The organism is Desulfurobacterium pacificum (assembly GCF_900182835.1).
GTDB lineage: Bacteria > Aquificota > Aquificia > Desulfurobacteriales > Desulfurobacteriaceae > Desulfurobacterium_B > Desulfurobacterium_B pacificum.
On record NZ_FXUB01000001.1, the window covers coordinates 595,308 to 611,309 of the forward strand.

Annotated in this window: 11 protein-coding genes; 3 read left to right on the plus strand and 8 right to left on the minus strand. The window is 37.9% G+C overall.

What is annotated here, in order from left to right; translation table 11 throughout:
• The first annotated feature begins 61 nt into the window (after window positions 1-61).
• Genes QOL23_RS03005 through QOL23_RS03015 form a run of 3 tightly spaced genes read left to right on the plus strand, consistent with a single transcriptional unit; the run spans window position 62 to window position 3,700 of the window.
• Window positions 62-247, plus strand: coding sequence for a DNA gyrase inhibitor YacG (locus QOL23_RS03005; RefSeq protein ID WP_283400104.1), 186 nt, complete (start codon window positions 62-64; stop codon window positions 245-247).
• The gene (gene mutS / locus QOL23_RS03010; protein ID WP_283400105.1) at window positions 213-2,756 is read left to right on the plus strand and encodes a DNA mismatch repair protein MutS; all 2,544 of its coding nucleotides are present in this window, start codon (window positions 213-215) and stop codon (window positions 2,754-2,756) included. The genes QOL23_RS03005 and mutS overlap by 35 nt, the downstream gene beginning before the upstream one ends.
• A complete protein-coding gene (locus QOL23_RS03015) occupies window positions 2,753-3,700 on the plus strand; it encodes an NAD-dependent epimerase/dehydratase family protein (protein WP_283400106.1) in 948 nt (315 codons plus the stop codon). The genes mutS and QOL23_RS03015 overlap by 4 nt, the downstream gene beginning before the upstream one ends.
• On the opposite strand, the gene QOL23_RS03020 is transcribed toward QOL23_RS03015, so the two are convergent.
• From QOL23_RS03020 to QOL23_RS03055, 8 genes are read right to left on the minus strand one after another with little or no spacing between them, the layout of a single operon-like run.
• Complete coding sequence (locus QOL23_RS03020; RefSeq protein ID WP_283400107.1) at window positions 3,682-6,660, minus strand: tetratricopeptide repeat protein; 2,979 nt, start codon at window positions 6,658-6,660, stop codon at window positions 3,682-3,684. The two genes, QOL23_RS03015 and QOL23_RS03020, sit on opposite strands and share 19 nt — an antisense overlap.
• Window positions 6,661-7,731, minus strand: coding sequence for a hypothetical protein (locus QOL23_RS03025; protein WP_283400108.1), 1,071 nt, complete (start codon window positions 7,729-7,731; stop codon window positions 6,661-6,663).
• Window positions 7,682-10,447, minus strand: coding sequence for a bifunctional glycoside hydrolase/polysaccharide deacetylase family protein (locus QOL23_RS03030; protein ID WP_283400109.1), 2,766 nt, complete (start codon window positions 10,445-10,447; stop codon window positions 7,682-7,684). The genes QOL23_RS03025 and QOL23_RS03030 overlap by 50 nt, the downstream gene beginning before the upstream one ends.
• Complete coding sequence (gene pelG, locus QOL23_RS03035) at window positions 10,410-11,783, minus strand: exopolysaccharide Pel transporter PelG (RefSeq protein WP_283400110.1); 1,374 nt, start codon at window positions 11,781-11,783, stop codon at window positions 10,410-10,412. The genes QOL23_RS03030 and pelG overlap by 38 nt, the downstream gene beginning before the upstream one ends.
• Window positions 11,764-13,260, minus strand: a complete 1,497-nt coding sequence (gene pelF, locus QOL23_RS03040) for a GT4 family glycosyltransferase PelF (protein WP_283400111.1) — start codon at window positions 13,258-13,260, stop codon at window positions 11,764-11,766. The genes pelG and pelF overlap by 20 nt, the downstream gene beginning before the upstream one ends.
• On the minus strand, window positions 13,250-14,251 hold the full coding sequence (locus tag QOL23_RS03045) for a tetratricopeptide repeat protein (RefSeq protein WP_283400112.1): 1,002 nt from the start codon (window positions 14,249-14,251) through the stop codon (window positions 13,250-13,252). Before QOL23_RS03045 ends, pelF begins: the two co-directional genes overlap by 11 nt.
• Window positions 14,252-14,271: 20 nt before the next feature.
• Window positions 14,272-15,531 carry a PelD GGDEF domain-containing protein gene (locus QOL23_RS03050; protein ID WP_283400113.1) on the minus strand — a complete coding sequence of 420 codons (1,260 nt, stop codon included), beginning with the start codon at window positions 15,529-15,531 and terminating at the stop codon, window positions 14,272-14,274.
• A 2-nt stretch (window positions 15,532-15,533) separates the two neighbouring features.
• On the minus strand, window positions 15,534-15,986 hold the full coding sequence (locus QOL23_RS03055) for a hypothetical protein (protein ID WP_283400114.1): 453 nt from the start codon (window positions 15,984-15,986) through the stop codon (window positions 15,534-15,536).
• Window positions 15,987-16,002: the final 16 nt, after the last annotated feature.

Consider the following 16,002-nt stretch of genomic DNA (forward strand, 5'->3'; position numbering starts at 1 on the left):
CCTACCTCTCAATTAATCGCCTAAATTATAACTGGTAGAATTCCTTTAACAGGAGTGCAGGTTGAAAGAGAAGAAAATAAAATGCCCCAACTGCGGTAGAGAAACGGAATGGAAAGGTAATCCGTTTCGCCCTTTCTGTTCTGAAAAGTGTAAGTTAGCAGACTTGAACAAATGGTTTAACGAAGAATACGCCATAGAAGGTGCTGTAGGAAATGAAGAATCAGAAGAAGTTGACACCGGCTCTTAAACAGTATCTTGACCTGAAAGAGAAGTTCAAAGATGCAATCTTAATGTTCAGAATGGGTGACTTCTACGAAATGTTCTTTGAAGACGCAAAAGTAGCAGCAAAGGAACTGGAAATTGCCCTGACTTCAAGACCTTTTGGAAAGAATAGTGCCAAAGTCCCCATGTGCGGCGTTCCCTATCACGCTGTGGAAAACTACATAACCAAACTGGTGAAAAAGGGCTACAAAGTTGCCATATGCGAGCAGTTAGAAGAACCAAAGCCTGGTAAAAAGGTCGTTGACAGAGACGTAGTCAGAGTTATCACGCCCGGCACTTACTTTGAAGATGAAACGGAAGACAGATTCTTAATGGCAATATATCCGTTCAAAGGCAACTACTGCGTGGCGTGGTGCGAATTGGGAACAGGTGATTACCTTTTTACAACAGTTAATAAAAAGGAACTTCTGTCAATACTATCAAAGTTTAAGCCACGAGAAATCATCATTCCCAACACTTCTTCAATTCATTCGCTAATAAAAGAAGCTCTTCCTCATGCCTCTATCGTTGAAAGAGAACCTTGCCTTTTTTCAGAAAAGGAAACAGTAATAGATGCAGAAAACAAAGGTGAAGTAAAAGCTATTTCTGCTCTCTCAGAGTTCGTTAAAGAAACCCAGAAAGAGTTTATACCCAAACTTAAAACTCCCCGTAAATACACAGGCAACAGATACGTTTATATTGACCCTCAAACGCAGAAAAACCTTGAGCTTATAGAACCTGCTTTCGGCGACAACGACAAAGCATCTCTATTCGGCGTTTTAAACAGAACAAAAACAGGAATGGGCAGAAGACTCTTAAAGTTCTGGATATTACATCCTTTAAGGGACATAAAAGAAATACAAAAACGCCTGAATGCTGTAGAGGAATTAACTAAAAACTACGAAACTTTAGAAAAACTTTCTTCAACGCTATCCCGAATATACGACCTGGAAAGATTACTATCCAAGATTACGTCTGGCATAGCCAACCCAAGAGAAATTGCCGCCTTAAGAAACTCTTTAAGTATACTTCCACAGCTCTTTCAGGAAATGTCCCAACTATCATCAACGCTATTTTCAGAAATAAAGAACGACTTTGACGACCTCTACGATATCTACTGCGAAATAGAAAGGGTTTTAGTAGAAAATCCCCCCACCTCTCCCAAAGAAGGCGGACTGATTAAAGAAGGCGTCAACGAAGAGTTAGATGAATTGAGAAAACTGAAAAGTCAGGCAGAATCAATCATAAGAGAGATAGAAGAAAGAGAAAGACAGAGAACAGGCATATCAAGCCTAAAAGTAGGCTACAACAACGTTTTCGGATACTACATAGAAGTTTCCAGACCAAACCTTCACCTGATTCCTGAAGATTACATAAGAAAACAAACACTGGTCAATGCAGAAAGGTTTATAACGCCAGAACTAAAAGAGTTTGAAGAGAAAATCCTCTCCGCCCAGGAAAGAATAGAAAAGATAGAGTATGAACTCTTCTCCAACCTACGCCAATTCATAACAGACAACGCCCACAGAATAATGAAAACGGCAGAGAAAGTCGCCCTCATAGATGTCCTTCAATCCTTAGCCGCCGTTGCAGTTGAAAGAGACTACACAAAACCTGAAGTAAAAGAAAGCTTCTCAATCTACATAGAAGAAGGTAAACACCCGGTTCTTGAAAAGTTCTTGGAAGAAGATTTCATTCCAAATACCACCGCCCTCACCCCCGAAAGTTACATCCTCATCGTTACAGGACCGAACATGGGCGGAAAATCGGTATTCCTGCGTCAGACAGCCCTCATAACACTAATGGCACAAATAGGCTCTTTTGTGCCAGCCCAAAAGGCAAAAATAGGCATCGTTGACAGGATATTTTCCCGTATTGGCGCTGCAGACAACCTAAGCAAGGGGCTTTCAACCTTTATGATGGAAATGGTAGAAACTGCCAACATCCTGAAAAACGCCACAGAAAACAGCCTCATAATACTTGATGAAATCGGAAGGGGAACGAGCACCTACGACGGCATGAGCATCGCAAGAGCTGTGGTGGAATACATCTCAGAAAAACTTTCTGCAAAAACTCTCTTTGCAACCCACTACCATGAACTTACAGAACTTGAAGGAACGGTGAAAGGCATCAAAAACTTTCACGTTTCCGTAGAAGAAATAAACGGCAGAATAGTATTCACCCATAAAGTTTTGCCCGGAGCGTCGGAAAAGTCCTACGGCGTCCACGTTGCAGAGTTAGCAGGACTTCCAAAGGAAGTAATAAAGAGAGCCAAAGAAATCCTCAGCAGCCTTGAAGAGAAAACCGACTACCTCCCCCTGTTTCAAAATATCCCCACCTACAGCGAAACTACAGAGTTTGAAAACGAAATGGTAGAAAGGCTTTTAGAAGAGTTAGAATCCATTGAAATTTCCACCACAACACCCCTTGAAGCGCTCATGATACTGTCAAAGTTGAAAGAAATCGCTAAAACGGTGAAAAGAGGTGGACGTTGATTTTGGTAACGGGCGGAGCAGGCTTCATAGGTTCACACCTCGTTGAAGAGATAGTAAAAAAGGAAAAAGTCGTTGTAGTGGATAACCTTTCAAGCGGAAAATTAGAGAACCTGCCAGAACACGAAAACCTTATTTTCCTGAAAGAAGACATATCGGATAAAAGCACAGTCAAGAATATCTTTGATAGCTACCCTGTAAAAACCGTATATCATCTGGCAGCTGTTGCTTCCGTTCAAAGGTCGGTAGAGGAACCGGAAGAAACCCACAGAACAAACTTTGATTCAACTCTGTTCCTTTTAGAAGAGAGCAGAAAAAACAAAGTAAGCAAGTTTATATTTGCCTCCTCTGCAGCCGTTTACGGCGACCTTCCAGAACTGCCCAAAAGAGAGGATATGCCCGTCAAACCGCTAACCCCTTACGGCGTTGACAAATACGCTTCCGAAAGATACGTGGTTAACAGCTTCCACCTTTACAACTTAAACGGCACAGCTCTGCGTTTTTTCAACGTTTACGGCGAAAGGCAGGACCCTTCATCCCCCTATTCCGGTGTTATTTCAATATTCATAGATAGAACTATAAAGCACCTTTCAGGTGAAGAAACGAAAATAGTCATATACGGCGATGGCAAACAAACGAGGGACTTTATCTACGTAAAAGACGTTGTTAAAGCTCTTATCCTTGTTGGCAAATCACCTGAATCTAACGGAAAGGTTTTCAACGTGGGAACGGGCAGAGAAACCTCTCTCCTGCAGCTACTCAAAGTGATAGAAGAAATTGCCGGTGACGTTCCACCGGTAAAGTTTGCCCCTCCCCGCAGAGGTGATGTAAAACGTTCCTGCGCAGATATAAGAAGAATTAAAGAGTTGGGGTTCCAGCCTTCCTATTCTTTGAAAGAAGGATTAAGAAAACTGTTCCAATACGAGCTTCAGAACCACAAACGATAACCTGAAGTAATTGTCCAGCCAGAAGAGTTCGTTCCTTTAAAACCGTTAAAAACGGTTCCCTCTATATGTAAGTTGTCGTCTCCGAACAATTTTCCTCCTATCCCCAAAAGAACAGAAGCGTTCATTCCATATTTTGAGCTGTAGCTTAGAGAGGAATCAAAGTAAGGTCTCCAGACTCTGACAAAGCTGTTTCTATTCTCAAAGCCAAAGTTAAGCCCCACACCTAACTGATAGAAGCTGTCAGGCAGAACGTCGGCTGGTTTGTATTCAGATATCTTATCTGCATAAGAGTTAGTATGGTCAGATTCAGCGTATTCGTTAACAGAGAAGAAAAGCCTGAAAAGGTAATCCGGGTATCCCGAACGAGCTTTATAGGAAAGCTCTGAATAAAGCTCTCTACCTCTTCCCACGTAAACGCCGTCAACAGAGTAATACCTATCAAGGTAAAAAGAACTGAAAAATCCGTATTTGTTGGTAATAGGAAAGGAATACTCAAAACCGCCGCCGGACTTAAGAGTTGAAAAAGAAGCAATCTCTGAAACATCGCTCAAAGCGTTCACATAAAGTTTAACTGTTAACTGACTTCCCCTGTAAAAACTCCTGCTACCTTTCAGATAAAATCCCCTCCTCTCTCTACCCCCTGCTCTAAAGATAGTTACACCGCCAGAAAGCGAAGACTTGTGAAAATATCTCTTTAACCCCACGGCAACGTCAGCAGTTCCTTTTCTTTCTGACAGAACGTTTCCGCCGTTAAGAGAAAGCAGGTTGTTACTTTCAAAGGTGAAATAGGTATCATCTTCAAAATGCCAGCGCAGTTTAAAGTGCGGAGAAAGGTAGCTAAATCTACCGCTCCTGTTAAACGTCAGGTCAGCAGAAAAAACAGAAGCGTAGTTGACAATCAGGTCTCTGAATTGACAGTAAAGCCTGTTATCTTCCCTGTTCTCTTCAAGACCCTTGTAAGCAACTACAAACGCTTTTCCGAACTTTTCTATCTCCTCAAGGGCTGCAACTCTGTCTCTTACTGGCAATATCTCTAAATACTTTGACAATAACCTTTCCATCATATACCTGTCATCTTTGTAAAGAGCAAGAGAAAGTCTCATCCAGGGTTTCAGCTTAAAACTCTTCCTTTTCTGCAGATACTCAACTTCTTCGTTCCTTCCGCGGTAAAGCAGGTAAGACAGGTAAATCTCTCTGGCAAAATCAGAATCCAGATAGCGTTTCAAACGAACATAATCTCTTTCAAACTTTTCCGGTTGCTCAAAGTAGATAGCCGTGCGTAGATAAGCTTCAACGATATCCCTTCCTCTCTTTCCATTTTCAACTTCTCTCTCTGCCTTTTTAAATATCTTAAACCTTAACTTTTTAGCTTCTCCTTCTCTGCCGTAAAGCTCTAAAACGTCCGCTTTTGTAAGCAGAAACGAAAGGCTTCTATCTTTCACAAAATTAATGCACCGTAAAGCGTCTTTTCCGTCCTGCAAGAACAGGTATGCAGAAAGGAAATCCTCAGGTATCAGCTTTTCGTAACTTCGGTATTTTTCTAAAACAGACTTTAAACCTTTAACGTCCTCTGCTGTAATGAGAAGGGATATGAGCTGGGATATCAGGTCGGGGGATGGGTGGGGGGATTTTTTTATGGCTGAGCGTATAAGCTTTTCTGCCCTATCAACTTCACCAATTTTTAGAAGAGCGTAAGTATAGATAGAAAAAATATCCGCATTGCTTAACAACTTTTCCCTCTGATTTTCAGGAAATCTATTGAGAAAATAAACAATATCTTTCCACCTTTTGTGTGAAGAGAGAAAAAACAGATAATAAATGAGAAAACTATCCTTTTTAAACCTTTTATAACCATCCAAAGCATACTTTGCTGCTAATTCTGGCTTTCTATAGTAAAAATACAGAACAACACGTTCATAATCATCAACACTTCCTTTCCCTTCCAAAATCAATCTCTCAGAAACTTTTACCGCAGTATCAAAATCACCAAGCGCCCAAGCAAGATTACTCAAGGTTCTCAAATAAGAAGCATCTTTCACCTTTTGCCATTCTTCCTTTAGAGAATCCAAAGATTTCCCAAACTGCCGCTTCGCAAAATAAATATGAGCAAGAAACAACCTATCTCTCGGATTTAATCCATACTTTTTTCTTAAAATCTTAAAAACCTCTAACGCCTTCTCCGTCTGTCCTCTATACCAATATATATTCGCTGCCACTCTTAAAGCTTCAGGATTATTACCATATTTTCTTACCAAGATTTCAGCAGCCTTGTCTGGCTGCCCAGCCACGTTAAACACGTTTATAACTTCTTTGAAACCTACGTTTATCCCCCTTTTAAGCATCAAATTTAATGTTTTCATTGCTAAATCAGGTCTATTAAGCGCAAGAGACATTGAATAAAGTTCTCTCAAGTACTCCCACTTATGAAAACCAAAAACTAATTTTTCAAGTGCTTTTAGAGCAATTTCAGGCTTTCCACTCCAGGTAGCAACTGTTTTTAATCTCTCCCACCACAAATCAGAATTTGGAAACTTCTTTATTCCCAAAAGAGCTACAGTTAAAGCCTTATCTAACTTTCTATTCCCAAGATAAACGGTATAAAGAACATCCAACACACCGTTACCATGAATAACATTTTTCCTTTTTTTCTTTATTTTAGATACATCAGTAGGAACAAAAGAGTAGCTCTTAATACCTAAAGCCTTTAAAATACCTATCTTTCTCCTCAATTCCCTGACAGTAGAAGCAGTTAGAAACCTTACAGTATAGTATCCTTTATCAGTTTTATAAATAAACGCATCTCTCCTTATCTCCTGTGGAAGTTTTCTCAAAAACCCTTCTGCATACTTATACGATGGAAACGTCGCTAACTGTATAGAGTAAGTCCCCGCAAAGACCACCTTCGGAAACAAAAGGAAAATCAACAAAACAATCCCCACTCCCCACCAGTTACTTCTCATTTAATTTCCTCCAGAAACCCTCTTCAAAAGCATATCAGCAATTCTCAAAGATAGCTTCCTATCGTTAATAGCTCTTGCCACACCTAAAAAGTAGTTAAGTACGCTGTCATTGTTAGAATATTTATCTAAATTCTCTTCAATAAGCTGAGAGACACTACCATAATCCCTTTTCCATAAAGCTAAGTTTATACACGTCTTAAGAACATTAAAGGATGGATTCTTTTTCAAGTAAACCTTACAAAATTCTAAAGCTCTATCGTAATCTTTATAAGAAAGCTCAAAATTCACCAAAGTTCTAAAATCTTTGAAAGAGAACTCACCTCTATGAAGCAGGTTATAGGCTAATTGTTCAACTGTTCCCTTCTGTTTCAGATATAAAGCTGTTTTGAATAACTCTTTATCAAAATCTTTCCCAATCTCTCCTTTCCTCATCAAAATCTTTAACGTATCAGCAATCAGCTTTTTATCTCCAGAAGATATAGCAAGAACCATCAATTGCTTATAGTAATTTTCATCTCCCGTTAATTTCGCAAGTTTTTCACAACTCTTATAAGCCAAGTCCTTAAAGCCAAAGGCAAGAGCTTCCTCATAAACAAATCTATACGTTTCAATAGAAGGAAACGTCCTCTCATAAGACTCAAGAAACTTACGTATCTCTTTCCTTATTTTCTCTCTTTCCTTATTATCCTTTTGGGCAAAATACTCCGATACAAGAATCTTAAAATCTAACTGATAAAGGAATTTTTTCTGCTTTTTATCCCTAATTTTTTCCAAATACTTTTCTATAAGTCTATGAGCTTCTTCATACCTTCCTAACTTAACATCCTTCTCTATCAAAAGAGAAAACAACTTAGAATCAAACTTAATATCCAAAAGTTTTTCTAAATATAATCTGGAAAGATCAAGGTTATAGTCTTCTTGAGTAAGCAGAATTTCATTCAATCTACCTTTCGGAAACATTACAAAAGCCAGAATCAAAAATAATCCAACAAAAGCTAACACTTCCCATTTAGAGAATATTTCAACGTTTACAAACTGCTTCCACTGTAACCTTTTTCTTTCTTGCTTCAACCTCTACCATTCCTCCTTTCCTTTTCAAATTAACTCCATTACCCACTCTAAGAGAACAGGTATCAGCTACCCGCAAATCTGCCTTCAAAGGTAAAACTTCTGAATGCAGAACTAAACGGTAATATCCTCTTTCTACATCTTTCCTAAAATCCTTTACCATACCGTTTGAACTCACCAGAACAAAATCGTTATCATCTCTATTAACAAAAACGATTCTCCTACATCTACTATCATCTAAAAATACGTAAATCCTGCCGTTTATCCTTCTATAACCAACAACTCCTTGAGATTTATCAATACTTGGTATCCCGCCCTTCCCCTCCAATCTAACTGTCTTCAAACTACCCGAAGAACAAAAGTACATATTTCCATCCCTATTACTTTCAGCAATACTTGCTCCCCTGAATTCCAAAACCCGCTGGGCATATTCAGAGAGAAACATAGGAACAGTTCCTTGTCTCATAGCCCAATCGTAAACTTTCTTTAAAGCGTTGAAAGACAAAGGAAATTGAGCAGAGTAAAAATGGTAATAGATACTTATAGGCTTTAATCTTCTCGGCTTATCCGTAAGTTTAAACGTTGAAATAACTCTAACGTACCCATCTTTGATTTTCCAACCTTTCGTATAAACTTCCTCATTTTGAACAGGAGCATAAACTTGAAAAAATTTTCCCTTATTGATACCCATAGGAGAAACTTTACAAAGGTAAGGAAAAGTATCATCTATAGTTGTATCCCCTCCGTTAACGTTATAAACACCCAACTTATACGTTCTTTCAACAACCGGTGGCGGTGGGGCACAATCACCAGACCACAACAACACTTTCGCCTTTTTACCATTAGGAGCAAGATATTTATCTATAAACTCGAGAGAATAATCAATTTCTTTCTTTACACTTGGAACATAACCGGGGATAGGAAGATGATAACCATACTTAAGATTTCTCTTATCGGTAGGTTTCAAACCCATACTCATTCTGTAAACATCTATCCAGTTAAAAGGATGAGAATAAGTATGACTCGCAGGCTCAACGTTAGGAAGCGAAAAAATACTTTTAGCAACTTCCATCAATTTCTTTGCCTTTTTAGGATAAAGCCCTCGTGGGTCAACTTCTCCAACTATTACAGAAACAGTATGCGGAACTTTATAAACCTTAAAAATCTTTTCTCTTAAAACTTCACCTACATATTTTCCATATTCCACAAAACTTTTATCTGCAAACCCATCTCCATCTAAGTGAACAGTCATTATTCTCCGCCCACTCTCAGTCGTGACGTCAGGCGCAAAAGGCAATCGTCCAAAAACTTCCGAAAACAGCCAAAACGGGTCAAAAACCCACAAACTATCGTTAAACATATCTTTAAGCAAGTAACCTGAATAACCGTAGCCGCCCCACGGAGTTATCGCAACAGGAATGAACTTTTGACCTACAGAATTCTCTAAAACAAGCAAAGGAGTATATTTCCCTTTAGGATTTACAAAACTATCCGTAGGAAACGGATAGGCTTTAATCTCAAAACCATAAGTTCTTCCTTTATAAACAATCTTAGGAACTTCTTCGGGCTTTCTGTTGGAAACCAATTCAAAATTTAAGTGTTTTAACTGCTCAGGCGAAAAAACGCTTAAATCAACAATAAAAACCTTTATTCCTCTTTTCTTAGCTTTTAAAAGTAACTTTATTACTTTATCTTTATTTTTTTTCCCTCGTATATTCCATACAACAACGCCTTTTACATCGGAAGTTAAACTTTTTTCAGAAAAATCCCCCACACTCACCACCACCGGTTCATATCCCAACCATTCAAGCGGTAATTGAATTAACCTATGAACATCACTCTCATCAGGAATCTCTAAAGATGAGTCATAAACCAAAAGAATTTTCCTCTTCAAAATATGGAAAACTCCTTCTCCTACCTCTGTCAAATTTTTATCAGCAACCCAAGGTATAAACCCCTCTTTTATTAACCTCTTAGCAACTCTCCTCGCCTCCTGTTCTTTATTAGACGGCAGATAGTCAATCACCACTACAGGTTTTTCTTCTTTTATCTTTTTAAGCTTATCTAACAACCATTGTCTTTCTCTATTTCCCACATCAACGTAATTAAGCTTAGCATCTAATCCTTTATAAAGAGATTCAACAACTACCGCATCAATCAAACTTTTGACCTGAGGATAGACATCAAATCCCCTATTAACCATAATAATCTTCTTGGGATAATTCCTCCTCAAAGCCTTGATAAACTCAACTTTTCTTCTTTCATAGCTTTTCCATTCCTTCTTAGGAAGAACCATTTGATAAGAATCAAGCGTATCCAAAAAAATCCCATCGTAACTCTTAAGCAAAGCACTTGCTTTCTTCAACATAAACTCAAAACATTCTTTATTTCTTAGATCAACAACAAAAGATTTCCACGCTTTATTCTTACCTAAAATCCAGCTTTTCCTAACGTGCTTAAAAAACTTTCTAAAAGGTTCTACCTCGCCCAAGCTAAAGTAAGCTATAAGCTTTCCCCTCCTTTTAACGTAAAACCTCTCTTTTATCTTTTCTGGAGTAAAAACATCAGGGTCAACAACTATCCAATCGTATGTATACAAAACTTGGTCTGGAGGCTCAGAATACATAAAAGCAACAGATGGCTTAACGCTTTGCGCAAAAACTTGAAATCCCCACAAAAAACTAAGTGTTAAGCATAAAAGTCCTATAATGAATCTCATAAAGAGCCCTCCTCAATAGAAGCGTAGCAAAAACAAAAGAAAAAAGCAGAGAAAACAGAAAACCGTAACCGTAAAAGTAAGGACCTCCCTTAATGCTCAGATAGGTAAAGAGAGCATTCGTAACGAAAAAAACAACAGTTGATACAACAGCTTCTCTCCGCAAGTCAAAATAAAAAAGCAGAGAAAGAACCACCATAAAGAGCAATTGCAGAGAAGTCCCTAAACACAAAATATTAAATAGAGGAATGTACAGCAGAGAAAGCTTAAACAACTTAAAAAGAGCATACTCCACCAAAAAAACAATAACTAAAGCTATAGCCTGAATTCTAAAAACCTCTTGGATTAAAGACCTTATAGCCATAAGCATTTCATAACCTAACTCCAGGATTCTCTCTAAAGTTTCCCCTTCCCTCACAGCATCGTAGTATCTTTGATAGTATTCTGCAAATTCCCCTTCCAGTTTTAAAAAGAAAAACCCCATACCTGGCGCAATAGAAAGGTAAGCTAAAAACATCGGAACATCATAAACGATAGACGCCCTAAAAGGTCCCAGAACGTTTTCTCCCGTAGAACCTGAAAACCAAAAAAGAAACTTATCAATCCATATTCCTAAGTTATAAAAAACACCTGCAACAGCCAAAGAGTAATAAACTCTCTTTCGGTTTAAAAAATCAAACTCAATCAATCTATCGGAAGGAAAGGATTTAAACATATAACCGACAATAAGAGAAAAAGTAATCCCCGCACCCACAAAATAAGCAATTAAAAAGCCTAACACAAAATATTTCTGCAACAAACCTGCCAGAAGAACCATAACACCAAAACCAAAAAGGAAAGAGGCAAAAACGAACTTATAACTTTTAAGTGACGTCAAAACAGTATTAGCTATCCAAAAACCAGAAAAGAGAGACATAAGAAACGCAAACAAAAGAACAAAAACTGGAGAAAGCTCCCTCACGTATAACAGCCCTACAAGTAGTCCAAAAATAAGCCCGGCAATCATGCTAAGTGTAAGAGCTCCAATAAAATTAGGGAGAACTCTATCTATTTCCTTGCTAAAAATCCTATCCGCTACGTACCTGCTGAACAGCAGTTGCAAAGGAGAAGAAACTATTAAGCTCAAAGCCGTTACATAAGTAATAACTATCTGACATTTCCTAACAAAATCGTTGTCTCCAGAAACCTTCCCTGCAACTATACCTGCAACTAATATCGCAACAATAGACACTATCCAAGGTCCTGCACTTAGAGAGACAGAATATGCAAAAGAAAGCAGGATTGAAGACAGCCTATTACTCTTTAATAACCTTTTTAGTTCAAACGATATCCCTGCCATTTAAAAATTCCTCATACAACTTTCTGTAGCTATCAACAAACATCTCAAAGCTGTAAAACCTCTTAACTCTCTCAAATGCAACTCTACTACAGCTCTGCCATTCCCTTTCATTCTCCAAAAGCTCAAGGTATCCTTTGGCTATTTCACTCGGATTCGCAACTGGAGCAATCCTACCTGCTCTCCCTAATCTCACATCAGCCTCATTTAAACCACCATATATCAATTGCCTGCAAGAACCAACATCCGTAGCAACGCACGGAACACCCGCTGCAAAAGACTCCAAAACTACTAAAGGCATTCCTTCACTTATAGATGTAAGGGTCGTAATCTTTACTTTTTTAAGAACCTCTGAAACACGACGAAAACCTAAAAACTTTACGTTATTCTCTAATCGCAAAACTTCTACCAACTTTTTACACTCTTCAAAATACTCCGGGTCTTCATCTGTAGGACCAACAACCCACCCCTCAACTTTAGCGTTTTTATTAACAACAATCCTCATCGCCTTAATAAAAGTTTTAATATCTTTTATAGGCACAACCCTACCAATTAAAGCAACTACGGGCAATCTATCTCTACTTTTCCTTGCTTCCTCATACAGCTCTACTTTTACTCCATTAGGAATAACCATTGTCTTTTCTTCAGGAGCACCTAAAGAAATTTGAACTCTACGAGCATCTTCAAAGAGAGAAATGATTACAGAAGCAGTTCTGTAAGAGATTTTCCCTAAACCCACGAAGAAATTAATCCACATTCTCCTAAGATGGTCAATCTCTCCATACTCTTTCTGATAAAAGAACCTCCTATCCTGTATCCAATCTGAATTCAGAATATCTATCTTCCTTTCTCTCGTATAAATACCATGCTCAGTAAGGATAAAAGGTGATTTATAACTGTTTCTAATTAAAGAAGCTAAAAAACCAGCATATCCCGTAGAAGGACTATGAACCAATCTTGGTCTATCTACTTCTTCAACTATTGAAGCTACCCTCCATAAAGGGTCATGAATATTCCTTACCGTCCAAAAATAATCAATAAAAGGCAAATCTTCAGCAAAAGTCATATAGCTTTCACATATAAACTCCCAAGAAGTTCTCCCATACAGAAACTCCTCCTCTTTAACCTCTTTTAAGTAAAAATCCTTTCTATGTAGGTTTTCAGGTATATCTCCTCCACTCCTTCTGAACCAACAGTGCAAAAACCTCAATTTCTCTAAAAGTTTTTCTCTCTTTTTTAGACTTTGAGGCTCTGGTCTATCCTTTTTATCAAAAAGAAAAAACTCCTTAACAAACAAAACATTATCCGGAATATCGTACTGAATCTCTCCGTAATCCTCCCTCCTACTTCCCAAAAATACAACGCCAAAGGTAAACTCTGTTAAAGAAGTAATGAGCTGATGTATCCAAGAGGAAACTCCTCCCCTTATGTAAGGATACGTTCCTTCAGCTACCATTAAAATATCAGGATTATGTGTCATTCCTCAATCTACCTTCCCACAAAAGTTTCATAAAGTAAACATTTGGATGTAAAGACAATGGAATTCCTTCCCAAAGTTTCTTAACGTTTTCATAATTCCCACGATAAAACTCAATCTCTGCAAGGTAAGGAATAACTCTTATTTTCGTTACAACATCATTACATTCCAAAGCTTTAGAGAGATATTCAAATGCCTTCTCATAATCACCTTTCCTTAAAAAAATCCTCCCCGCCACCAAATACACATCTGGGTCACCATTTAACTCCAAAACCTTTTTAACGTAAAACAACGTTTCTTCCACAACAAAATTTTCAAGTTCCTTATCCACAAGCCCAAAATAGAGCAATTCCCAATAAAGAAGAGCTAACTTCTTATAAACTTCCAACAGTTCCTTCTCTGCCAAACCTTCTTTTAAGCGGCTCTTTAAAAAACTTATCCTGTCATTTATCTCTTTCTCTAAATGAGAAATAATAGAAAAAGCAGTAAGTCTCACCTCATCTTTAGGATTTCCCAAAGCCCTTTTAGCTATCTCTATAGAAACAGGCGTTCTCATCTCCTTAAGTAGAAAAACAGCTCGTTCATCAATACGGTGAGCTTCACGTTTAAAAAACTGCAAAACTCCTTCTCCAAATTTCCTCGGTCTAACTCTAACATTATCCATAGTTATCTCTTCAACCTGAATACGCGAAACTGAAGGAGTTCTATCCCTTTTCTGCTTTCTTAAAACAAGCACATACAAAATCAAATAGGCAACATAACCAACTAACGGAAAAAGGAAAACAGAAAGAAAAATCGCTGGAAAGCTTCCTCTTGCTCTCCTATAAATAGACGTTACAAAAGGATAGATAAAAACAGAAAAAAGCAAAGATGCAATAAAATGAAAAAACAAAAAAGCAAAAACAGCAACGTACGGGTTATCAACCCTTAGAAAACCTAAAGCCATAGATTCAAGTATAACAGAACCCACTAAAGTCTTATAGCTGCTTCCCAAATTTCCCCCTCAAATACCTATTACTCTTCAAATTGCTTAAAAAGATACTCCAACTTTTCCTCTATCTTTCTATCTATTGAAATAATTCTGTAAGGAAGTTCTACTTTCCCGAAACTGTATGAAAAATCCCTTTCTATCCTACCCACAAACCCCCTCGCAGAAGAGATAGAAGAAAGCGGAAGCATCACAAAAACTAACTTCACTCCGCCCAAATCCACGACGTTCAACATATCAAGACCTCTAATCCTCTCAGACAAAAACAAAGGAAAATCTTCTTTTAAATGGTCTACTCTATAAATAACTAAGGAACTTTCTATTCCTGTTCTTTCTCTCAACGAAACCATAACAGACAACTCTTTTAAAAAGTCATACTCAAAATACCGCTTTAAAATAGAACTTACACCACCAACCAAATCAACGCTTTCCAGCTCATTAAGCAACCAAAAGAGAATAACACCAAGAGAAAGAATAGTATCGCTGTTAAAATAGTTAAATGGAATCCTTGTCAAAACAAAAACTCCCAAGAGTTTATCTCCTGAAGCAAAGTCATAGATAGGAATAACTGCAAGGTATTTAGACTGAATCTGATTTTCTATCTGCGAGATAAAAACTGCCTCTTTCTCTTCAAGTGCCTTCTTCACCAAGGGGTCTTCTTTATCTAAGGAAATCTCTTTCCCAACAGAAAGCACACAATCAAAACCATTTCTCTGCGGCAAGAAAAGTCCAGCTTCTTGAACGTAAAATCCTGCCACCATAAGTTCTTTCAATTTTTCAAAGATTTCTTTTAACCCACCACTCTCCCCCAATTCCTTCAATTTTTCCTTCAATTCTCCAATTATTGACCTAATACTAACAGGCTTAACCATATAATGCTTTTCCAACTGGTCGTGAGAAAGCTTCAGAAGAATAAAATCGCTCGCCTGTCTTCTTATCTTATCCTTGAAGTACAAATTCTCTTCCTCAGTTACTCTAATTTTCCTCGTCCAGAAAAAGTGGAACTCTCCAGCTATAAGAACATGCAACAGACTCCAAAGCAAAAACTCTACATTCCAGTTTCTATAAAGAACTCCCATGGCAGCAATTTCAAGGAGAAAAGCTAAAAGCCCAATCTCAAGTCCGTAATAAAGCGTAACAACCAGTAAAAACAGCAAATAAGGGTTAATAGGAGAAGACGTAAACAACGGGTCAGAAGGATTCAAAAAATATCCAAAAATGAAGAAAAAAACGGTAAACAAAAAAACTTCTATAAGAACAAACTTAACGCCAATCTCTCTAAACATTATCAAAACGCCTTGTCAAACAATTCCTGTGTCATTAATCCCAAAGATTTATTTCCCCATTCAGTTGCAGACAGAGAACCTGAAGCCAACTTTTTCCCAGTTTTCAAGTCTTTAACAACATATGTAACGCTCACAGCCGGCTCTCCATCTATTCCGACCTTATAACGCCATTCATTTACATATCCACTAATCACGCACCTGTAACCTTCTTTTATTAAATCTCCTTTTTCAGCCCCATTAACTAAATCAACGTTGTAGCCCTTAGACTTTAAAACTCCATAAAGAATAGCAGCCACCCTACTACCTGCCAAAGGAGTTTCACTATAGTTAGTAAAAGGAACCACAGCACAATGAAAACCTTTAAAGTCTTGCCTTTTCGTCTGATTTATCAAAGTAGCACAGCCGCTTAAAACGAAAGAAAACGCAAATAATCCCCATAAAAGTTTTTTAATCATTATTACTCCCCCTTAA